Raw genomic sequence first — 22,014 nt, forward strand, 5'->3', positions numbered from 1 at the left:
ACTACAGCCCCTTAAATAATGAATCTCATCTAGCCGAAGTTAATTTTATTACAACTTTAGCAGGCTATGTCCATTGGCAATTAACCGGAGAGAAAGTTCTTGGTATCGGTGATGCTTCAGGAATGTTTCCTATTGATTTAGCCAGTAAAAATCACCATCCGCATATGTTAAATCAATTCGATAAAAAAATCGCAAATAAAGGCTTTAATTGGTCTATTTCACACATTTTACCTAAAGTGTTGGTTGCAGGAGAAAAGGCGGGAGTTTTAACTGAACAAGGGGCATTATTACTTGATCCTACAGGTAGATTACAAGCCGGTTCTACACTTTGTCCTCCAGAAGGCGATGCCAGAACGGGAATGGTTGCAACAAATAGTATCACTGAAAAAACAGGAAATATTTCAGCCGGTACATCCGCCTTTGCGATGATTGTATTGCAACAAGAACTCTCTAAGGTATATGAAGAATTAGATATGGTTACCACACCAACCGGCAAACTGGTTGCCATGGCGCATTCCAATAACTATTCCTCAGATATTAATGCTTGGGTTGGTTTATTTAAAGAAATACTTACTGCACTAAACCTACCCTGCGATACCGATGCTCTATATCAAACGCTATTTTTAAAAGCGTTAGAAGCTGCTCCTGATTGCGGTAAATTACTCTCTTACGGGTTCTATTCGGGTGAGCACATTGTCGGTTTATCTGAAGGTTGCCCTACTTTCATGCATCCTGCCGATGCCCATTTCAATTTAGCTAATTTTATGAGAGTTCATCTCTATACCGCCTTTGCCGCTATGAAAATCGGTATGGATATTTTAATGAAGCAAGAAAAAGTCGAAATTACTCAAATTCTTGGTCATGGCGGCATTTTTAAAACAGAAAATGTGGCTCAAAAGATCTTAGCATCCGCTTTAAATGTACCGATTGCCACCATGCAAACCGCAGGTGAAGGTGGTGCTTGGGGAATTGCTTTACTTGCCAATTATCTAAACGAATACAAAAAAGGTTATTCACTAGATGATTACCTGAATCAACAAATTTTTAATTCGACATCAATTTCGGTTGCAGAACCCGATGTAGAAATATCTAAAGGATATGAAGCATTTATGCAGCGTTATAGAAAAGGAATCGAGGTCGTTAAAGAAGCCGTTTTAGCATTCAAAGCATAAGGAGTTTTTATGGAATTTATCAAATCACTTGAAGCCTGGTTTATTGTTGGAAGCCAACACTTATACGGACCGGAAGCGTTGAAACAAGTCGAAACCGATGCAAAAGAAATTGTAAATTATCTAAATCAACAAAACCCGTTTGTAAAAATTAAATTAAAACCTGTTGCTACTACACCGGAAGAAGTATTCTCAGTATGTAAGGAAGCCAATAATCAAGAAAACTGTATTGACATGATTGCATGGATGCACACTTTCTCACCGGCTAAAATGTGGATTACTGGTTTACAAGCATTTTCTAAACCACTAGTTCAGTTCCATACTCAATTTAATCGTCATATTCCATGGAATACCATTGATATGGACTATATGAATTTACATCAAACCGCACATGGTGATCGTGAATTCGGTTTTTTAGTATCTCACTTACGTTTACCAAGAACTATTGTTGTAGGTCATTGGCAAGATAAAAGCGTAATAGAAAAATTAGATCGCTGGATGCGAGTTGCTGTTGCAATTTATGATCATAAACAACTCAAAATCGCTCGTTTTGGCGATAATATGCGTAAAGTTGCAGTGACTGAAGGTGACAAAGTAGAAGCTCAAAGAGTCTTCGGTTACAGCGTAAACGGGTATGGTGTTTACGAACTTGCCGAAGCGATTAATGCCGTTTCTGATGATGATGTTAGTAAATTATTAGCAGAATATGACCGCTTGTATCAAGTTGAAGAAGCATTGCAAGCAAATGGTTCGGCAAGAGAATCCCTTGCCTATTCCGCACGTATTGAAGTCGGTTTAAAAACTTTCTTAGATAACGGTGGATTTAAAGCATTTACTGATAATTTCCAAAACCTAAACGGTATTAAACAATTACCGGGCTTAGCGGTACAACGTTTAATGGAACAAGGTTACGGTTTTGGCGGAGAGGGTGATTGGAAAACAGCCGCACTCGTGCGTGCAGTTAAGGTTATGGTTTACCAAATGGTTCTTCATTTATGGAAGATTATACTTATGATTTAGATGAGCAGAATCAAGTTGTGCTAGGAGCTCATATGTTAGAAGTTTGCCCTTCTATCGCTCAAAATAAAGCTAAATTAGCTATTCGCCCATTAGGTATTGGCGGTAAAGCAGATCCTGTTCGTTTAATCTTTAGTGGAAAAGCAGGAAAAGCCGTAAATGCGACAGTTGTTGATATGGGAGAGCGTTTCAGAATGGTCGTAGCCGATCTTGATGCTATCGATCCGCCAAATCAAATGCCGAATTTACCGGTTGGGCACGCATTTTGGAAACTACAGCCGAATTTTGACATAGGAACTCAAGCATGGATCCTTGCTGGAGGTGCACATCACAGTGCATTCAGTTTAGATATTGACGCTGAAATGTTGCGTACGTTTGCCGAGTATTTCGGTATTGAATTTATCCATATCAATCAAACTACCGAATTAGCTCAACTAAAAAATGAATTACGTTGGAATGATTTAGCTTATAAATTTGCTAAATAAATATAAAATATCCCCCATTCTATTTTCATCAAATGGGGGATTAATTTTTACGCCTTACGCCACATTGTGCCGTTTGGAGTGTCTTCCAGCACGATATTCATTGCTTTCAGTTTATCACGTACTTCATCAGCTACCGCCCAGTTTTTCGCGGCTTTGGCTTCGTTGCGTTGTTTGATTAACGCTTCAATTTCTGCGACTTCATCGTTATTCGCATCGCCTTGTAAAAATGCTTCCGGATCTTGATAAAGCAAGCCTAATACGCCGGCTAATTCTTTTAAACGCACCGCTAAACCGTTCGCTTTTGCCATATCTTCTGTTTTGAGTTTATTCACTTCACGTGCGATTTCAAATAACACCGCTAATGCGCCCGGTGTATTGAAATCATCATCCATTGCCGCTTTAAACGCTTCGACATACTGTTCACTGCCGGCAACTTGAACCGATAAATCGCAACCGCGTAATGAAGTGTATAAACGCTCTAACGCCGAGCGTGCCAAATCTAAATTATCTAGGCTGTAATTTAGTAAGCTACGATAGTGCGCGGTTAAGAAGAAATAACGTAAAGTTTCCGACTCATATTTTTCTAACATGGTGCGAATGGTAAAGAAATTGCCGAGCGATTTTGACATTTTCTCATCGTCAATCGTTAGCATACCAGTGTGTAACCAGTAATTCACATAATCGCCGCTGTGAGCACAGCAAGATTGTGCGATTTCGTTTTCGTGGTGTGGGAACATTAAGTCCGAACCGCCGCCGTGAATATCAAAATGTTCGCCTAATTCTTTACTGTTCATTGCCGAACATTCGATATGCCAACCCGGGCGACCGTTACCCCAAGGGCTTTGCCAACTCGGTTCGCCCTCTTTCGACATTTTCCATAACACGAAATCCATCGGATTTTTCTTAACCGATTTAATTTCAACACGTGCGCCAGCTTGTAATTGCTCTAAATTTTGGCGAGATAACGCACCGTATTTTTTGAAACTCTCCACATCAAACATTACATCGTCATCTGCCGCTACGTAAGCGTGACCGTTTGCGATCAGTTTTTCCACCATCGCTACAATTTCCGGAATATGTTTGGTCGCACGAGGCTCAACATCAGGACGAAGAATATTTAAATCATCAAAATCTTTATGCATTTCAGCGATCATACGATCGACTAATTGATCGCACGTTTCGTTATTTTCTAACGCGCGTTTGATGATTTTATCGTCCACATCGGTAATGTTACGCACATAGCGTAAGTTATAGCCTAAATAACGTAAATAACGGGCAATCACGTCAAATGATACAAAAGTACGTCCATGCCCAAAGTGACAGAGATCGTAAACCGTAACACCGCAGACATACATACCAACTTGGTTCGGGTTAATCGGTTTAAATTCTTCTTTTTCACGTTTTAAAGTGTTATAAATTTTGAGCATAGCATCCTCTGTACTGATTTGTTATTGCAATGCCTAGAAGTATAGCGAATAAGCGGTCTAATTTTGAGATTTTTTTGCAATTTCCCGCAAACTTTTTAATAATAACGCACCAAACTCCCTTTTCTCTCTTATAAGGAAATCTAAATGATTACATTACATACGAATTTCGGTGACATTAAAATCGAACTTAACTTTGAAAAAGCACCGGTAACCGCAAAAAACTTTGAAGATTACTGCAAAGAAGGCTTTTATAACGGTACAATTTTCCACCGTGTTATCGATGGTTTTATGATTCAAGGCGGCGGTATGACTTCAGACTTAATTGAAAAAGCAACCAAAGCGCCGATTCAAAACGAAGCGAACAACCGTTTAAGCAACAAACGCGGCACACTAGCAATGGCTCGTACTTCTGATCCACATTCAGCAAGTTCACAATTCTTTATCAACGTAGCGGACAATACTTTCTTAGATTACCGTTCAAAAGAAATGTTTGGTCGTGAAGTGGTGCAAGAATGGGGCTATGCGGTATTCGGTGAAGTGGTTGAGGGTATGGACGTGGTTGATAAAATCAAAGGCGTGAAAACCGGCAACAAAGGCTTCCACCAAGATGTACCGGTTGAAGATGTCGTGATTGAATCAGTAACCGTTGCATAATCGCAAAATAAGTTAGAAATTTGACCGCTTGCACTCAACACAAGCGGTCAAATTTTTTTATAATTCTGCAAAATGGAATCCTCTTTCATAAAAGTAACAACACTATGCAAATTTATCTTGTTGGCGGCGCAGTCCGTGATCAGTTATTAAACTTACCGGTAAAAGATCGGGATTATCTGGTGGTCGGCGCAACGCCCGAACAATTATTAGCACAAGGCTATCAGCAAGTCGGCAATGACTTCCCCGTTTTTTTACATCCAAAAACTAAAGAAGAATATGCGTTAGCCCGCCAAGAACGTAAAAACGGAGTCGGCTATAACGGCTTTCTCTGCGACTTCTCACCCGATGTTACTTTAGAACAAGATCTTATCCGCCGAGATTTAACCATTAATGCGATTGCCCAAGACGCAAGCGGTCAAATTTTTGACCCATACGGCGGTAAACAAGATTTAGCCAATCACCTGCTTCGCCATATTTCACCAGCATTTAGTGAAGATCCGCTGCGGGTTTTAAGAGTAGCTCGTTTTTCCGCCCGTTTCCATTCCCTTGGCTTTAAGATCGCCCCTGAAACGGTAAAATTAATGCAAGAAATGACCGCTTGTGGTGAATTGGCTCACTTAACTGCCGAGCGTGTTTGGTTAGAAACCCAAAAAGCGTTTGCGACCGATAATCCGCAAATCTATTTTGAAGTATTACGAGAAATCGGTGCATTATCCGTATTATTTCCGGAATTAGACCGCTTATTCGGTGTGCCTCAGCCTCCACAACATCATCCTGAAATTGATAGCGGGATTCATAGCTTACTTGTCATCGAACAAGCTAAACGACTTGCAAAAAATGCGAAAAATCCGACCGCTTTACTTTGGGCAGCCTTTTGCCACGATTTAGGTAAAGGCTTAACCGAAAAAGAGATTCTTCCCCACCACTACGGACACGAAGTGAAAGGCATCAAACCGGCTCGAGAGTTATCCAATCGTTTAAAAGTGCCAACAGACGTAAAAGATTTCGCTATTTTAGTCACTGAATATCACACTCACTGCCACAAAATGGCAGAACTGCGTCCGGAAACCGTATTAAAAGTATTTAATGCACTTGATGTATGGCGTAAACCGCAACGTTTCTTTGATTTTTTACTTGCTTGTGAGGCGGATGCTCGAGGCAGATTAGGTTTTGAAGAGAGAGAATATCCGCAAGCGGAACTTGCCAAACGTTATTTTGAAGCAGCAAACCAAGTCGATGTACAGCAGGTAATTGCGGACGGTTTTGAAAAACAAGCGATTAGAGATGAACTGAATAAACGCCGAGCAAATGCGATCGCAATGCTAAAGAAAAAAATAGATTACACATTATATTTTCTTCTCACCCTCTATAAACCATAAAAATTTAATGGATTTTTGTTATTTCCACTATTTTTTACGGTTTATTCATTTTATAATGCGCTCTCTTAATTATTCTTATTAGATAAAAGGGAAAAACAATGAAGAAAAATGCCATTACATTGGCTCTCTTTACGTTATTAAGTCTAACGGCTCAGGCAGAAGAACGTATTGAATTAGAGGAAGTGAAGGTTAATGCACAGAGCAAACTGGGAGATTCAGCTCTCAACAATGCTAACAATATCAGCGATCAGGTCGTTGATAAATCACAGTTAAAACATCGGTCGGCAACCCTAGGTAATGCTTTAGCAGGCGAGCTAGGTATACATTCCAATCCGTTTGGCGGTGGTGCGAGTAAGCCGATTATTCGAGGGCAAGACGGCGTACGCATTAAGATCTTGCAAAACGGTACCGATGTGATTGATATGTCCTCACTCTCCCCCGACCATGTTGTTGCAACGGATACCTTGCTCGCCAGCCAAGTTGAAATTGTCCGAGGTGCAAATACGCTTTTATATAGCACCGCTTCACCTGCCGGTGTAGTAAATGTGGTGGACGGACGAATTCCTACCCAAATGCCTGCCGGTGCGATCCTTCCAAATTTAGAAGGCGAAGCGCTCGTTCGCTATAACACTGCCAGTAAAGAAGTGGTGAATACTGCCGGTATTACATTTGGACTTGGCAATCATTTTGCTCTACGCCTTGAAGGCTTAAAACGTAATGCCGATAACTATCGTGTGCCTAAATTCCAAGCAGAATCGGAACAGCTACACTACTTACCCGGCAGTGATAATAAATCGAATGTTGGTACTATCGGGCTTTCCTATATTCATGACAAAGGCTATTTAGGCGCATCTTACAGCCGACGAAAAGACCACTACAGCATTCCGGGGCATATTCATTGTAACAGTGATAAAGAACATTTCACCCAGTGGTATGGTTCCGGACGTTATTACCTCTCTATTTATCCACATCTAATGGGTGATGAAGATATTTCTGACAATCCACATACCCATTGTCTGCATAATCACAATGCCCCAAGTGAAAGTAACCCGACCGGTACACCGGTAAATCATTTACATGATAACCCTTATATTTTAATGAATACCAAGCGATATGATGTGCGTGGAGAATTATTACAACCGTTTAAATGGTTAGATAAAGCGAAATTGAGTCTTACTTTTGCCGATTATTATCATGACGAACGTGATCCGGGTAATCCGCAAAGCGCAAGCAATCCGAAAAGTATCGAGCGTGATCCGACTGTTGATAAAGGCAGTGAAAATGCGATTTTTAAAAATAAAGGCTTTAATAGCCGTTTAGAACTTCATCATACGCCGACCAAACATTTTAAAGGAATGTTCGGTTTGCAATATCAAACACAAAAAGCTAGCGCCGGTGAGGTATTGCTACCAAGCTATTTTGAATCACCTGAAGCCTATACTAAAGCATTACACAATAACGTGAATAGTTACCGTCCTTATTTACTTGTACCACATACAAATAAAAGCGTTAGTTTATTTGGCCTGGAACAATTTAATTTAGGTAAATTTAGTTTAGATACTGCCGTGCGTTATGAGAAACAGAGAACGCCAGTACATTATGAGCAAAAATTGCTGGATCATGCGCTGAATAATTTCCAAAAAGATCCGTCCAGACCTCAGGTATATTCACCGATTAAACCTGATTTAACTCCATATAAGCAAAATGCATTCTCTTATGCAACAACCGCTTCTTGGAACTTCACACCGGAGAATCGTTTATCATTTAGTTATTCACATAACGAACGTATTCCATCACCAATGGAATTGTATTATCAGGGAAAACACCTAGCGACCAGCTCTTTTGAGCATGGTAATAAAGATTTAACCAAAGAAAAATCGGATAACTATGAATTAGCCTTTAGACACAGCGGCGATAAACTATTCTATAAAACCAGCGGTTATTACAACAATTTCGATAACTATATTTTTAATGAAAACGTAGAAAAAGAGGGGAATTTATACTTACGCCGTTATAACCAAACCACCGCAAAATTCTATGGATTAGAAGCAGAGGTAAGTTATCAATTCCACCCAGATCACAGTATTACTTTATTCGGTGATATTGTACGTGGACGTATTGGAAAATTATCGCCGGTGATTGGTAAGACTTTCTATGATAAAGATCCTATCTTAGACAAGAAAAATATCAACGCCGATTGTTTACTTGGTGGCGGAAATTTAAGCCAATGCGTAGGTTTTACTAATAAAGATGAATTAGTTGCGCCACCAATTGTTTCTTTAGACCCAGAGTGTTCGAAAGATGACATTGAAGAAGATCCGGAATACTGTGTATTGACGTATCCGGGTAAAATCGGCACGGACAAACTTGAACGCCCTGCGACTAACGCACCACGTGTTCCACCTATTCGCTTAGGTTTCCGTTGGCAAGGCTATTTCAATCAGAACTGGTCTGCAAACGTAGAATATATACGTATGTTTACCCAAAAACGTGTATCTACTTCAACCATTGCAATTAAGCCGAGACTGCATACTCCGGAAGGTTGTTCTCGAGGTGACGGCGACTGCAAAATTAAAGATTATGTGAATAACGATCTGCGGATGATTGCCCGCAAAGTAACGGAAAATAAAACCCAAGGCTACAACTTGCTGAATTTAGGTATTGATTACAATCGCATTATCAAAAATGTCGATTACACCTTCTCTTTACGTGCAAATAACGTATTGAATGAGCAAATTTATATCCATAACTCATTCTTACCTTATGTACCGCAAATCGGACGTAATTTTACCTTTGCAGTAAATGTGAAATTCTAACCAATGAAAAAGGGCGATGCGATTATCTCGCACTGCCCTATTTATTTCTTTAAGCAATCAACTATTCGTATTCTTCTAGCCAAATAGTTAAAATCGCTTCTAAAATATGCTCGTTTGACGCTTCCGGATCATCATCAAAATCTTCCATTGCGCAGATCCATTTATGCATATCAGTAAAACGAACCTTTGTCGGATCTAAATCCGGATTCATATCATAAAGATTTTCCGCAATCATGCGGGTATCTGACCATTTCATTAGTGTGCCGCCTCATTTGCGTGATTTAAGTTATATTTCGGAATCTCTACCACTAAGTCTTCTTCACCAACTACACATTGGCAACTTAAACGGCTATCCATTTCCAGACCCCATGCTTTATCTAGCATATCTTCTTCTTGATCGGTTGTTTCATTTAATGAATCGAACCCTTCACGAATCACCACATGGCAAGTGGTACAAGCGCAAGAACCGTCACAAGCATGGTGGATTTCAACACCCGCATTGTGCGCTAACTCTAATAAATTGTCGCCGGTTTGCGCTTCAATCACCATACCTTCCGGACAAAACTCTTCATGCGGAAGAAAAACAACTTTTGGCATAATATCCTCTCTTTGATTTACCCTAGAAAGACACGGAAATCATTTATGCAAGCGGTCGAATTTTGCCGATTCTTTGCAAATACTATCTTCCGAGTATTCCGTGCTTTCAGTGATAAAAACTAAATAATCTCATCAACGGCTTTACCCGCTAATGCTTTTTGGATTGATAAATTCATTCGCTTCGCAGCAAATGTTTGTGTCGCGAGATCTAAATCTTTCACCCCTTGGGCAATTGCTTGTCGATCCGTACCTTGTTTTAATTGAATCAGTTTTGCGATTTCCGCTTCAATTAACTTAAACTCTTCAACGCTTAATACTTCCGCACCGTCTTGTTGCAATGCTGAAATGACCGTATCAATCGTTCTATCCGCTTCAACACGCTGTTCGGCAAGCTGACGGGCTTCCATATCTTGTTTGGCATTGGTCATCGAAGATTTAATCATTTGCGTAACTTCTTCATCGGTTAAACCGTAAGACGGCTTAATTTGAATCGAAGCCTGTACGTTGGTCGATTTTTCCGTTGCCGTAACACTGAGCAAACCGTCCGCATCTACTTGGTAAGTGACACGAATCGTTGCCGCACCGGCAACCATTGGCGGAATGCCTCGTAACGTAAAGCGACCAAGTGAGCGACAATCTTCGACTAACTCACGTTCACCTTGTAACACGTGTACACTCATTGCGGTTTGACCGTCTTTAGCGGTAGTAAATTCTTGCGCACGCGCAACCGGAATCGTAGTGTTACGCGGAATAATTTTCTCAACTAAACCACCCATCGTTTCAATACCGAGTGAAAGCGGTACGACGTCTAATAGCAACATTTCACTATCCGGTTTATTACCGACCAAAATATCCGCCTGAATCGCCGCACCCAATGCCACCACTTTATCCGGATCAATTGAGGTTAACGGATTCTTCTCGAAAAATTCGCCGACTTGCTCACGCACAAACGGCACACGGGTTGATCCGCCAACCATGACCACTTCACGAACTTCTTCGGCCTCCACACCGGCATCTTTTAACGCTCGGCGGCAAGTCATCAATGAACGTTTAACTAATGGCTGAATTAACTCGTTAAATTGTGCACGGCTTACCATACCTTGCCAATTTGCAAATTTCACCTCGGTTTCGACCGCTTGTGAAAGCATCACTTTAGTTTGAGTAGCTAACGTTAATAATTCACGTTGTTCATTGGCATTTTGTGGTTTGTAATTTGCCTGTTCCGCAATCCAATCGGCAAGTAAGTGGTCGAAATCATCACCACCAAGTGAGGTATCGCCACCGGTTGCCAATACCTCAAACACACCACGACTTAAACGCAAAATCGAAATATCGAAAGTACCGCCGCCTAAGTCATATACTGCGATAACGCCTTCTTGTCCGCTATCTAACCCGTAAGCAATCGCTGCTGCTGTCGGTTCATTTAATAAACGTAATACATTTAAATCGGCAAGACGCGCTGCATCTTTGGTGCTTTGACGTTGTGCGTCATCAAAATATGCCGGCACAGTAATCACCACACCGGATAACTCACCGCCTAACCGTTGTTCGGCAAAGCGATTTAAGTGGCTTAGAATATCTGCTGAAACTTCAATCGGGCTTTTATTACCTTGCTTAGTTTGAATGAGTGGCAAGCCGTTATCGCTGGCAATAAATTGATAAGGCAAATCTGGATAACGTGTTTGTACGTCTGCAAGCGAGCGACCGATTAAACGTTTCGCCGAAATAACCGTATTCTGCGGGTCAATGCTTGCCTGTGCAAATGCTTCAACCCCAACTGTTTTTTGTTGTTCGCCGTAGTGAACGACTGACGGCACTAACGCACGTTCCTGATCATCTAACAATACCTGCGTTTGCCCGCTACGTACACTTGCCAGCAATGAATTGGTTGTACCAAGGTCAATACCGACGGCTAAACGATGCTGATGCGGCGCAGCCGTCTGCCCCGGCTCAGCAATTTGAAGTAATGCCATTATTTTTTATCTCTCTTTTAAATTGCTTTTTCACCTTTGTGAACGGGGTGATAAATTACAGTCAAAACGAAGTATTCCTTAACTCTCTCTCCCCTTGTGGGAGAGAGACAGATATTTGCTTGGTCCAGAAGCAAATATCAGAGAGAGGGACTATTCAGATCTAGTGCATAAAAAATAGTATCTAATACACTATCTAATTCCGTATGAATCTCACTATTCCAAAAACGTAATACTTTAAACCCTTGTTGATTTAAATATTTAGTTCGTTGTTCATCATAAGATTGCCGCTCTACATGTTGAATACCATCTAATTCAATAATTAATTTTTTTGAAAAACAAATGAAATCAACAATATAAAATCCTATTACTTGCTGACGTTGAAATTTTATTCCAATAAAACGCTTTGCTCGTAATTCTTGCCAAAGAATATGCTCTTCCTATGTCATTGAAGAACGAAGTTGCTTTGCCCGTTGCAGTAATTTTTCTTTCATATTCCACCTCGCCAAATAATTTAGCGAAAGTAGAAAATGATTTTTCAAATATTTTTGTGATCTCAGTCGAGAAAAGAGAATTTCCCCCCTCTCTCTGCTAAAAATAACCTTACGCTATTTTTAGCTGTCTCTCTCCCACAAGGGGAGAGAGTGATAAAATTATGCTACCGAATAACCCATATTTTCCGGTGCAAATACGCCTTGGTAGTGGCGCTCAATCGGTACTGCGGTTTTACTTTCTAATTCTAATACTTGATGACCTTGTAAATTCGCAATATCCGTTTGCCAGTTTTCCCAGCGTAAGTCTTTATAAAAATCGGCTAAATCGCCGGCTAACGCCCAGCCGAGAAATTCCGAATAACCTAAATTTAACGGTTCCCATTTTTTGGTTTTCGGGTTGTGATAATAAACTTGCCCGACTTTATCGCCTAAGCCGCCGGCATTAATCGCAAAATAACCGCCGATTGCATCGTCCGCCACTAATAAATAGCTCTGTTGTTCGCCCGATTGTTTAAAGGTTTTACCGAAATTCCAGTCGAATAAGCCTCTCGGTAATTTTTCGTTACCTGAGCCTAAAATACGTAACCAACCGTGATCAATAAAAATACCACCGGTTTCATATACGATTGCGCCCATTGGAGAACGAGTCGAAAGCTGCATTCCGACCAATGCCGCACCGGCATCTTCCGGATAACTCGCTAAAATTTCATAATGATTTTTTGCTTGCGTAAACCAGTCTCTTAAAATGAGCCACGCTGATTGCTTATCTAATAATTCTTCTAATGCTTTCATTGCAAAATTTCCTTAAAATTCGACCGCTTATTTTCGGGCTAAGAAATAAATCCCTAATCCACAAGCAACCGTCAATAACCCGATTAATTGATTTAATTGGAAAGGACGTGCCACCATACCAAACAAACCGAAATGATCAATAATCGCTCCCGTCACTAACTGTCCGACAATAATAAAAAACAGCATATTGGTAATGCCGATTTTTGGGGCTAAAAACACCGTGGTAAAGACGAAACCGGCACCTAAAATGCCACCGAGTAATTTCCAAAACGGCTGTGACGGAAGCTGTTGTAACGCACCACTTAAATCCGTTTTCCAAAAACAAAATAGCAGTAACGCAATTGTACCTGTTGCAAACGAAATTGTCGCTGCAACTAACGGCTGACCAAGCATTGCTTGCGCTAAGCGGCTATTGATTGCCGCTTGACTTGCTAGGGCGGATCCGGCGACTAATGCCAACAAAATATAGGGTAAAAACATTTGCAAAATTCTCTTAAAATCCGACCGCTTGTATGCGGCTAATACCACTACATCTCGAAGAATTTTTCTTCGACTTTTTCGATTTGAATAATCAGCTTTTTAAAATAGCGTAGGCGATCTGTCAGGGCATTAGCTTGTTGCCACTGCTGCGCTTCTAGCGTCTGTTGCAATTGCTGCAAAACGGCTTTTTGTTCGGCTTTAATTTGCTTTAAGAAGGCGGTTAATTCGTCTTCATCGTGGCGGTGTTCAATCGTTTCAAGTTTCTCGTGCCATTCCATTTGTTGCATTAAGAACTCAATATCCCGCATACTTTTTTCTTCGAGATTTTTTACTTCACCGGTATGAATTTCAATTATCGCTTCCGCTCGTAAAATCGGATCTTTAAGCGTTTGTAACGCTGCATTCACATCTGCCGATTTTTGTACTGCAGCAAGCTGTTCCACTGAAGAGCTGCTCGCAAAATTATCCGGATGAAGCTGTTTTTGTAATGCCAAATAACGCTCGGAAAGCAAAGTATTATCTAATTCAAATTGAACCGGTAAATCAAATAGTGCAAAAGGATTATTCATTATTTGCCTCTATACGTTAAAACTTTCGCCGCAACCGCAAGAATCTTTTACATTCGGATTGTTATATTTAAAGCCTTCGTTTAAACCTTCTTTAACGAAATCCAATTCCGTGCCGTCTAAATAGGCAAGGCTTTTTTCATCCACGATCACTTTTACGCCGTGTTGTTCGAACACTTGATCATCCTCATTTAACACATCAACAAACTCAAGCACATAAGCCAGTCCCGAACAGCCCGATGTTTTCACTCCTAAACGTAAACCGATCCCTTTACCACGGTTTTCTAAGAATGTACGAACTCGATTTGCTGCTGTTTCTGTCAATGTAATTGCCATAAGTTATCCTTTTTAATCTGTTAAATGAAAACGAGCTTTACCACGGAAAACACGGAAATACCCGAAAACGTTGATTTTGCAAAATTTTGCGAAAAAACAACCGCTTGTTTTCGTGCTTTCCGTGTTATCCGAACTAAATATTACTTAGCTTGTTTTTCTTTGTAGTCTGCGATCGCTGCTTTAATTGCATCTTCCGCAAGAATTGAACAGTGAACTTTCACCGGTGGTAATTCTAATTCTTCTGCGATATCGCTGTTTTTGATTGCGCCCGCTTCTTCTAAAGATTTACCTTTCACCCATTCGGTAATTAAAGAACTTGATGCGATCGCAGAACCACAACCGTAAGCTTTAAAGCGTGCATCTTCAATAATACCCTGATCGTTCACTTTAATTTGTAAACGTAAAATATCACCACAAGCCGGCGCACCTACCATACCGGTACCGATATCCGCCGCTTCTTTATTAAATGTCCCTACGTTACGTGGGTTCTCGTAATGGTCAATTACTTTTTCGCTGTATGCCATTTTGTATTCCTTCTGTTAAATTCTGTTATCAGTAAAATATTGTGTGCAGTTGCTAGGCGAACCGCTGTAGACAGTACAATCAGTACGGCAAGGCGGTTCAACAACGCAAATGCATTGCAATATTTCTACTGATTAGTGGTGATTCCACTCGATTTTTGATAGATCCACACCTTCTTTAAACATTTCCCAAAGCGGAGAAAGTTCACGAAGTTTTACGATTGCTTTTTTCACAAGCTCGATGGTGTAGTCGATTTCTTCTTCGGTTGTCCAACGACCTAAAGTGAAACGAATTGAGCTGTGCGCTAATTCGTCGTCACGACCGATTGCACGTAATACGTATGAAGGCTCTAAACTTGCCGAAGTACACGCTGAACCTGATGAAACCGCAATATCACGTAACGCCATCATTAATGATTCGCCTTCAACGAAGTTGAAGCTGATATTTAAGTTTGAATCTACACGTTTGCCTTCTTCCATCGAACCGTTTACATACACTTCTTCGATATCTTTGAAGCCGTTGTATAAACGGTCACGTAATGCACGTAAGCGAGGCATTTCTGTTGCCATTTCTTCTTTAGCGATACGATATGCTTCGCCCATACCTACGATTTGGTGTACAGGTAATGTACCTGAACGCATACCACGCTCATGACCGCCACCGTGAATAATCGCTTCGATACGAACACGTGGTTTACGGCATACATATAAGCCGCCGATACCTTTTGGTCCGTATAACTTGTGGCTTGAGAAAGACATTAAGTCAACTTTTAACTCTTGTACATCTACCGGAATTTTGCCAACTGATTGCGTTGCATCCACGTGGAAAATAATTTTCTTCGCACGGCAAATTTCACCGATTGCTTTGATGTCTTGAATAACACCCATTTCGTTATTTACGTGCATAACAGAAATTAAAATCGTGTCCGGACGAATCGCCGCTTCTAATTTCGCTAAATCTAATAAACCGTCCTCTTCTGGATCTAAGTAAGTTACTTCAAAACCTTCACGTTCTAACTGACGGCAAGTATCTAATACCGCTTTGTGCTCGGTTTTAACTGTGATGATATGTTTACCTTTGGTTTGGTAGAAGTGTGCAGCACCTTTAATCGCTAAGTTATCAGACTCTGTCGCACCTGAGGTGAATACGATTTCACGGCTATCCGCACCGATTAAATCTGCGATGTGGTTACGTGCAACATCTACCGCTTCTTCCGCTTCCCAACCGAATTTGTGTGAACGTGAAGCCGAGTTACCAAAGATGCCGTCTTTGGTCATATATTGCATCATTTTTTGCGCAACACGCTCGTCCATTGGAGTGGTTGCGGCATAATCTAAATAGATAGGTAATTTAACTGACATTGTTACTCCTAACTCGCTTGAAATAAGCGGTCATTTTTATTGAATTTTTTGCAATTAGTGTTTGTGTGAATGATCGTGGCAATGCTCTTTCTCACAATCGTGATCCGAGTGTTCTTCAACAAGCTCTGCCAAAGTAATCGTATTTAAAAATACACCGATTTGGTCTTCTAAGCGTTCCCATAAATGGTGCGTTAAGCACTGTGAGTTTTTACTACAGTTACCACTACCTTTACATTTAGTGACATCAAGATTTTCATTCACCGCAGCAATAATCATACCCACACTGATTTCCTCAGGCTGCTTACCCAGTTGGTAACCACCACCTGGGCCACGTACACTTTGTACGATACCTTCACGGCGTAGCTGAGCAAATAATTGTTCTAAATACGACAATGAAATCGCTTGGCGCTCTGAAATATCGGTAAGACTTACGGGTAAAGACTTTCCATGTAGCGCAATATCTAAAATTGCGGTTACGGCATAACGCCCTCTTGACGTTAATTTCATAATAATTTCCTCACTTTAGAGCAAAAGTAATGATTTTTAATTAAGTGAATTGTGATATACCCGACTATTTTAGTCAAGAATTTTACACTTATCACATTGAAAGGTTTTACAAATGATTATCGGCATCAATTGCCTTATTTAATAACTAAAAGTTATCAATTTAAAATATTTGAATCAAATCCCTACAATTATAAATGATTTTTGATCTACTTCAAATCATAATCCTGACTAAAACAGTTTGAGTAATCCAATCTTTAGCGATTTTCTCAGGTAATAAGTCAAATAAATTAATAACATGGAAAAACAAGTGTTCACTGGTCAGAACTCCTAGTATTTTAAGTAAAGACGCTTGCTCGCTTGCTAGTGCTACGATTAAAATTCGCGAACTTTAAAAAATTGTGAACACTTGCTCGCTCAAAAATAGCACATAAAGAGATCTTATTCATAGTGAAGGGTATGAGATGAATAACCAATTTAACAAAACGCTTTTAGCGTCACTTCTAACATTTTCAGCTGCCGGCGCTCACGCTGCAGCATTCCAATTAGCGGAAATTTCTACTTCTAGTTTAGGTATGGCTTATGCAGGTAACGCTGCGGTTGCAGACAATGCTTCTGTGGTTGCAACCAACCCAGCATTAATGACTAAATTCAAAAATACAGAAATTTCAGCCGGTGGTATTCTAGTTGATGCTGATGTTCACGTTTCAGGAAAAATGGGCGGTACGTTTGATGCATCTCACAGCAATATTATCCCTAACGCAATTATTCCAAATTTATATGTTGTAGCACCTGTCAATGAGTATTTTTCATTAGGTGGAGGTGTAAACGTAAATTATGGTTTGAAATCTGAATATAACGAACACTTCAATGCGGGTGTTTATGGCGGTAAAACAGAATTAACCGCACTTAATTTTAATTTAAGCGGTGCATATAACTTTGGTAACGGATTAAGTTTCGGTCTTGGTTTAAATGCAATCCATGCAGACGCAGAAGTTCAGCGCCATTTAGGTGTAGGCGGTAAGGCAATAGCTCAGCAATTAGCTGCACGTGCAAGCCAGTTACCTGCAGTACAAGCAACCCAATTAAGCGCAGTTGCGAACCAACTCAGCAATATGCCGGCAAACACTTCTGTATCGCAAATCAAAGGTGATGAATGGTCATTCGGTTGGAATGCAGGTTTAAGCTACGAATTAAATGAAAGCCACCGTTGGGGCTTAGCGTATCATTCTGCGGTAGATGTAAAATTCAAAGGTAAATACTCAAATGATTTCCCTGTAGCTTATAACGCACTACTTGCACAATTAGCAAATTCTGGCGTGAGTTTACCTATCACCCAAGCGACCGGTGGAGAATATGTTCTGGGACGTTTAACGCTTAATTTACCAGCATACTGGGAATTCTCAGGTTTCCATAAATTAACCGAGAAATTAGCATTACAATATAGCTATAAATACACTGAATGGGAGCGCTTGAAAAGCTTAACCGCTTACGGTTCTGCTGGTAATACATTATTCCATAAAGATGAAAGCTTCAGTAACTCATCACGTTACTCAGTCGGTTTCTCTTATGATGTAGATGAAGCGCTAACTTTACGTACCGGTTTTGCTTACGATGAAAATGCGAGTGTAAAACACCCATCAATCTCAATTCCGGATACGGATCGTACATGGTACTCAGTAGGTGCGACTTACCGCTTTACGCCAAATCTTTCTGCCGATGTAGGTTTTGCACATCTTCGTGGTAAAAAAAATAGCTTTAAAGAAGGTCAATCAGCGGTCTTCCAAGTTAGCTCAAAAGCAAACCTTTACGGTTTAAATCTAAACTACAAATTCTAATGCTTGACTCAAAATAGGCAATTACGAATGCTCAAAAGGCGTGTAAACTCATTACACGCCTTTTTTATTTAAAACGGAGTTAATATGTCATCTAATATTCACTATCAATATTACCACTCACCTGTCGGAAACCTATTATTGATTGCCAATGATAACGGACTTCTCGGTATTGAGTTTGAACAAGAACAACTCACCACTGATGCGCAGAAATGGCAAATTGCTACTGAAGCAAGCGGTCAAATTTTCGAAATTTTTTGCAAAACTCGCAACGCTTTAGACCGCTATTTTGCAGGTGAGAAACTGGAATTCCAGCATTTGGATTTTCTGGCGCCACAAGGTACGGAATTCCAAAAATCCGTATGGAAAATTTTATTAACCATTCCTTATGGCAAAACAACAAGCTATGGTGAAATTGCTCAGCAGCTTGGTAAACCGAATGCAATGCGTGCTGTCGGCGGAGCAGTAGGTCGTAATCCGATTTCAATCATCGTGCCTTGCCATCGCGTGTTAGGCAAAAGCCAAACGCTGACCGGCTTCGGTGGCGGCTTGCCGGCGAAACGCTATTTATTGGAATTGGAAGGAATTGATTTTAAAGATAAAGGCATTGAATTCGTCAACCCTAAACATAAAAAATGGGAAAATAAATAACTTATTCTCCCATTCTAAACTACGCTTTCGTTAGTAATTTTCTTTTACCCAATGCTCCGCTAAAGCAAGATCTGCTTGCCATTGCTGTGTAATTTGGAACACCCACTGCGCAATATGCTCTTCCCAAATTTCACCGTTATCCGTTTGGGCATACTGAGCAATTTCCTGCAAGCGCTTTAAGCTAACCGAGGCAAGTGCGCCTTTAATTTTATGCGCCTCATCCGCTGTATTTTTGCGCATTTCCGCAGAATCGGTCGCCTGCCACTCGGTAAGATAGTGTTGTAAATTAGCTAAGTATTCCGGCATAAGCTTAGCAAATAACGCAAAATTAGCTAATACGGCTTTTGCTCCCATTACTTCGATTAATTCGGATAATATCTTACGATCATAAGGTAAATTTAGCGTCTCTTCCATTTCTACAAGCGGTCTAATTTCACCAGTTTTTTCCATAAAATCGCTATTAAAGTAATGATTCAAACATTCGGATAACGCTTCTAACGAAAGCGGTTTACGTAATACGTCATCCATACCTTGTTGCTGATATTCTTGTTTGGTTTGCATAATATTGGCAGTTAGCGCAACTAAAAGCGGCAGGTAATCCACTTCTTCGTTTTCATAGCGCTCACGCAATTGTCTTGCAATATCAAAGCCGGTCATATCCGGTAATTGAATATCAAGTAAAATCAGATCGTAACTGTTCTGCTCGAATAACTCGAACGTCTCATCACCGGTCATCGCCACATCAACATCACAGCCGAATTTTTCTAACATCGCACGGGCAACCACCACATTCACTTCAATATCTTCAACTAACAAGACTTTGAGTGCATGATCATTGATTTTAACTGCTTTTTCCGCTTCAACCGTATCCGCTTGAATCGTTAAGGTAAAGGTTGAGCCTTTGCCTTCTTCACTTTCAAGGGTGAGATCGCCGCCCATTAGCTTAGCAATACGTTTTGAGATAGCTAAACCGATACCACTGCCCTGTGCCTTTTTCTCTTGTGAGTTTTCCGCTTGGTAGAACATTGCAAACACTTTGCGCTGTTCGTTTTTCGGAATACCGATACCTGTATCTCGTAGGCTAAAACTAAAATGATCGTCATCTACTCGTTGCACATCAAGGTAAATATCACCACCTGCTGGGGTGAATTTCACCGCATTGCTGACCAAATTCCATAATACCTGACTTAAACGAGCGTTATCGACTAAAATGAAATTCGGTAAATTATCCGAATAGCTGATATGGAATTTAATTTTACGTTGATCCGCCATTAAATTGGCAAAATTGCTGATGTCGCTGATCAACTGAGAAAACTCAACTTCTTTATTGAATAACTCAATACGGCGACTATCAATTTTCTCTAAATCGATAATGTCGCTAAAAATATGCCCTAATGAAACCGCACTGATATTAATTGTTTTTAAATATTCTCGCTGTTGTTGAGTTAGCTCTCCCTCTAACAGAATTCGGCTTAAGCCGATAATGCCATTGAGCGGTGTACGTAATTCATGGCTAATGGTTGCCATTAATACACTTTTGTCTCGGTTATTTTTTTCAAGTGTGGCATTTAAATGCGCATCCTGCTCACGCAACACACCGAGATCATAAATACTTTGTTCTAGTTGAATACGTGATTTTTCCAGTTTAACAACGATTAAATTGAAAAAATAAATCACAAAAGGGGCGGAAATCAAACCAAAGGAAATCGAACGTAAAATATCACGTGTCTGAATTTCGCCGGTGAATAAATAGGTTAATGCGCCCTGGACGATAATGGCAAAAAATGCCAACACAAAAAAGCCCAGTAAAGCCGCCTTTGTTCGACCTAAGCGTAGCACCCAATTCACATAATTTTGACTACATTGCTTGATTAGCTTCATTCTTCTCCCCTTAAAACGTAAAAATCCTCTCCATCAGCTAATGGAGAGGATTTATTATAGCTCAAACCGCATTATTGGGTAATTTCGATTATTGATTCAAATCGGATTATTTCCAATAAAATAAACAGATAATGGCAATAATCGCAATTAATACACCTAAGTAATTAATTTTATTAATTTTTTCTTTAAACACTAACGCACCGATAAATGTCCCTAAACAAATCACACCGAGATTCATACCGGTAAATACTAAAGTCGGATCATCTTTCATCATTTGGTGTGCTTTAATGTAGAATAAAATATTACAGAAATTCAATACACCTAACACTAAGCCGACAACCACACTCGGCACATGCCATTGCGTACGTTTAAGCAGCAAATAAGCAAACATTAAACAGCCGGCAAAGACAAAGGCAATAAACAACGTTACCGGGAAAGCCGAACCTGATTTGGCAATTTGTTTAAATAGTGTATCTGTCATACCATAACCTAGCCACACACAAGCGAGGCTAATAATCGCAATTTTACCGCCCTTACCCATACCGTGATGCGTTTTCCAAAGTAAGCAACCGAGTGCTACAAAGGCTAATACTAAGGCGATTAATTTATTTTGGGTAATTTGCTCACCGAAAATGGTAAATGCCGCCAAAATCGGTAAAAACAGCGAAAGACGCTGTGCCGCATCGGTACGAATAATGCCGGCAAATTCAAGTGATTTGGCTTGAATCAGGAAAATGGTTGGTAATAAGAAACCTAATGCAAAAAACAGATAAGACGAAGGGTTATTCGCCACAATATCAACCACGGTTTGCCCTTTAAAATCCGGATTCAGTAAAAAATAGGTCATCGAAGTCGTGACGATATAGTTCACTGCGATACTTTGATCAATGGCAATTTGCTTTTGACGTGCGACTTTAATCAACACACCGACAGAGACGCTACATAAAATAGCGATCACAAGTTCTAACATGGAAATTCTCCTTTATAAATAAAGGTTTGCATTCTACAAACTTCCTTATAAGATAGATAGATCAAGCGGTCGGATCTGTGCAAAATTTTGCAAAAATACGACCGCTTG

General features: G+C 40.2%; 22 protein-coding genes. 8 read left to right on the forward strand and 14 right to left on the reverse strand.

Translation table 11 applies throughout. From position 1 onward, the window contains the following. The 3 genes from HMPREF0027_RS06555 to HMPREF0027_RS12625 all read left to right on the forward strand — a co-directional run. Positions 1–1,172 (forward strand): FGGY-family carbohydrate kinase (locus tag HMPREF0027_RS06555; protein WP_005623296.1); only part of this gene is annotated, 1,172 nt, incomplete at its 5' end. Positions 1,173–1,181: 9 nt separating this feature from the next. Next, positions 1,182–2,189, forward strand: coding sequence for an L-arabinose isomerase family protein (locus tag HMPREF0027_RS06560; RefSeq protein WP_005623298.1), 1,008 nt, complete (start codon positions 1,182–1,184; stop codon positions 2,187–2,189). Further along, positions 2,165–2,671, forward strand: coding sequence for a hypothetical protein (locus HMPREF0027_RS12625; RefSeq protein WP_419900963.1), 507 nt, complete (start codon positions 2,165–2,167; stop codon positions 2,669–2,671). The genes HMPREF0027_RS06560 and HMPREF0027_RS12625 overlap by 25 nt, the downstream gene beginning before the upstream one ends. Before the next feature lie 47 nt (positions 2,672–2,718). Here HMPREF0027_RS12625 and cysS read toward each other — a convergent pair whose 3' ends face one another. After that, positions 2,719–4,098 (reverse strand): cysteine--tRNA ligase, encoded by a 1,380-nt coding sequence (gene cysS, locus HMPREF0027_RS06565; protein ID WP_005623303.1) that lies wholly within the window; start codon positions 4,096–4,098, stop codon positions 2,719–2,721. A gap of 144 nt (positions 4,099–4,242) precedes the next feature. Between cysS and HMPREF0027_RS06570 the strand changes: the two genes are divergently transcribed. The 3 genes from HMPREF0027_RS06570 to HMPREF0027_RS06580 all read left to right on the forward strand — a co-directional run bounded on the left by HMPREF0027_RS06570 (position 4,243) and on the right by HMPREF0027_RS06580 (position 8,947). Next, positions 4,243–4,752 (forward strand): peptidylprolyl isomerase, encoded by a 510-nt coding sequence (locus tag HMPREF0027_RS06570; protein ID WP_005623305.1) that lies wholly within the window; start codon positions 4,243–4,245, stop codon positions 4,750–4,752. A 104-nt stretch (positions 4,753–4,856) separates the two neighbouring features. Further along, on the forward strand, positions 4,857–6,131 hold the full coding sequence (locus tag HMPREF0027_RS06575) for a multifunctional CCA addition/repair protein (protein ID WP_005623307.1): 1,275 nt from the start codon (positions 4,857–4,859) through the stop codon (positions 6,129–6,131). A gap of 98 nt (positions 6,132–6,229) precedes the next feature. Further along, entirely contained in the window at positions 6,230–8,947 is a 2,718-nt protein-coding gene (locus HMPREF0027_RS06580; protein WP_005623309.1) for a TonB-dependent receptor, read from the forward strand. Positions 8,948–9,008: 61 nt separating this feature from the next. On the opposite strand, the gene iscX is transcribed toward HMPREF0027_RS06580, so the two are convergent. The 11 genes from iscX to HMPREF0027_RS06630 all read right to left on the reverse strand — a co-directional run bounded on the left by iscX (position 9,009) and on the right by HMPREF0027_RS06630 (position 16,572). Continuing rightward, the gene (iscX, locus tag HMPREF0027_RS06585; RefSeq protein WP_005623310.1) at positions 9,009–9,203 is read right to left on the reverse strand and encodes a Fe-S cluster assembly protein IscX; all 195 of its coding nucleotides are present in this window, start codon (positions 9,201–9,203) and stop codon (positions 9,009–9,011) included. Continuing rightward, positions 9,203–9,544: an ISC system 2Fe-2S type ferredoxin gene (fdx, locus tag HMPREF0027_RS06590; protein WP_005623313.1), complete on the reverse strand. Its 342-nt coding sequence runs from the start codon at positions 9,542–9,544 to the stop codon at positions 9,203–9,205. The genes iscX and fdx overlap by 1 nt, the downstream gene beginning before the upstream one ends. Positions 9,545–9,663: 119 nt before the next feature. Continuing rightward, positions 9,664–11,517: a Fe-S protein assembly chaperone HscA gene (gene hscA / locus HMPREF0027_RS06595; protein ID WP_005623314.1), complete on the reverse strand. Its 1,854-nt coding sequence runs from the start codon at positions 11,515–11,517 to the stop codon at positions 9,664–9,666. A 137-nt stretch (positions 11,518–11,654) separates the two neighbouring features. Beyond that, complete coding sequence (locus HMPREF0027_RS11755) at positions 11,655–11,945, reverse strand: endonuclease domain-containing protein (RefSeq protein WP_309570070.1); 291 nt, start codon at positions 11,943–11,945, stop codon at positions 11,655–11,657. Between the two features lie 222 nt (positions 11,946–12,167). Next, positions 12,168–12,800 (reverse strand): DUF2625 family protein, encoded by a 633-nt coding sequence (locus tag HMPREF0027_RS06600; RefSeq protein ID WP_005623315.1) that lies wholly within the window; start codon positions 12,798–12,800, stop codon positions 12,168–12,170. A gap of 27 nt (positions 12,801–12,827) precedes the next feature. Then, positions 12,828–13,280 (reverse strand): DMT family transporter, encoded by a 453-nt coding sequence (locus tag HMPREF0027_RS06605; protein ID WP_044024335.1) that lies wholly within the window; start codon positions 13,278–13,280, stop codon positions 12,828–12,830. A gap of 47 nt (positions 13,281–13,327) precedes the next feature. Further along, positions 13,328–13,849 (reverse strand): Fe-S protein assembly co-chaperone HscB, encoded by a 522-nt coding sequence (gene hscB / locus HMPREF0027_RS06610; RefSeq protein ID WP_005623317.1) that lies wholly within the window; start codon positions 13,847–13,849, stop codon positions 13,328–13,330. A 9-nt stretch (positions 13,850–13,858) separates the two neighbouring features. Continuing rightward, entirely contained in the window at positions 13,859–14,182 is a 324-nt protein-coding gene (gene iscA, locus HMPREF0027_RS06615) for an iron-sulfur cluster assembly protein IscA (protein WP_005623319.1), read from the reverse strand. Positions 14,183–14,322: 140 nt separating this feature from the next. Further along, positions 14,323–14,706 (reverse strand): Fe-S cluster assembly scaffold IscU, encoded by a 384-nt coding sequence (iscU, locus tag HMPREF0027_RS06620; protein WP_005623321.1) that lies wholly within the window; start codon positions 14,704–14,706, stop codon positions 14,323–14,325. Positions 14,707–14,838: 132 nt separating this feature from the next. Continuing rightward, positions 14,839–16,065, reverse strand: a complete 1,227-nt coding sequence (locus HMPREF0027_RS06625) for an IscS subfamily cysteine desulfurase (RefSeq protein ID WP_005623323.1) — start codon at positions 16,063–16,065, stop codon at positions 14,839–14,841. Positions 16,066–16,119: 54 nt separating this feature from the next. Beyond that, positions 16,120–16,572: an Rrf2 family transcriptional regulator gene (locus tag HMPREF0027_RS06630; protein WP_005623325.1), complete on the reverse strand. Its 453-nt coding sequence runs from the start codon at positions 16,570–16,572 to the stop codon at positions 16,120–16,122. A gap of 461 nt (positions 16,573–17,033) precedes the next feature. Here HMPREF0027_RS06630 and HMPREF0027_RS06635 point away from each other — a divergent pair, with 461 nt between their 5' ends. Further along, complete coding sequence (locus tag HMPREF0027_RS06635; protein ID WP_005623327.1) at positions 17,034–18,407, forward strand: porin; 1,374 nt, start codon at positions 17,034–17,036, stop codon at positions 18,405–18,407. An 84-nt stretch (positions 18,408–18,491) separates the two neighbouring features. Beyond that, the gene (locus tag HMPREF0027_RS06640) at positions 18,492–19,055 is read left to right on the forward strand and encodes a methylated-DNA--[protein]-cysteine S-methyltransferase (RefSeq protein ID WP_005623329.1); all 564 of its coding nucleotides are present in this window, start codon (positions 18,492–18,494) and stop codon (positions 19,053–19,055) included. 30 nt (positions 19,056–19,085) lie between these two features. Here HMPREF0027_RS06640 and HMPREF0027_RS06645 read toward each other — a convergent pair whose 3' ends face one another. Together HMPREF0027_RS06645 and HMPREF0027_RS06650 are read right to left on the reverse strand one after the other, a co-directional pair. Next, positions 19,086–20,936, reverse strand: coding sequence for an ATP-binding protein (locus HMPREF0027_RS06645; protein WP_005623331.1), 1,851 nt, complete (start codon positions 20,934–20,936; stop codon positions 19,086–19,088). Positions 20,937–21,042: 106 nt separating this feature from the next. Beyond that, positions 21,043–21,906, reverse strand: a complete 864-nt coding sequence (locus tag HMPREF0027_RS06650; RefSeq protein ID WP_005623333.1) for a hypothetical protein — start codon at positions 21,904–21,906, stop codon at positions 21,043–21,045. Between the last annotated feature and the right edge of the window lie 108 nt (positions 21,907–22,014).

It is taken from the genome of Actinobacillus ureae ATCC 25976 (assembly GCF_000188255.1).
Taxonomy (GTDB): domain Bacteria; phylum Pseudomonadota; class Gammaproteobacteria; order Enterobacterales; family Pasteurellaceae; genus Actinobacillus; species Actinobacillus ureae.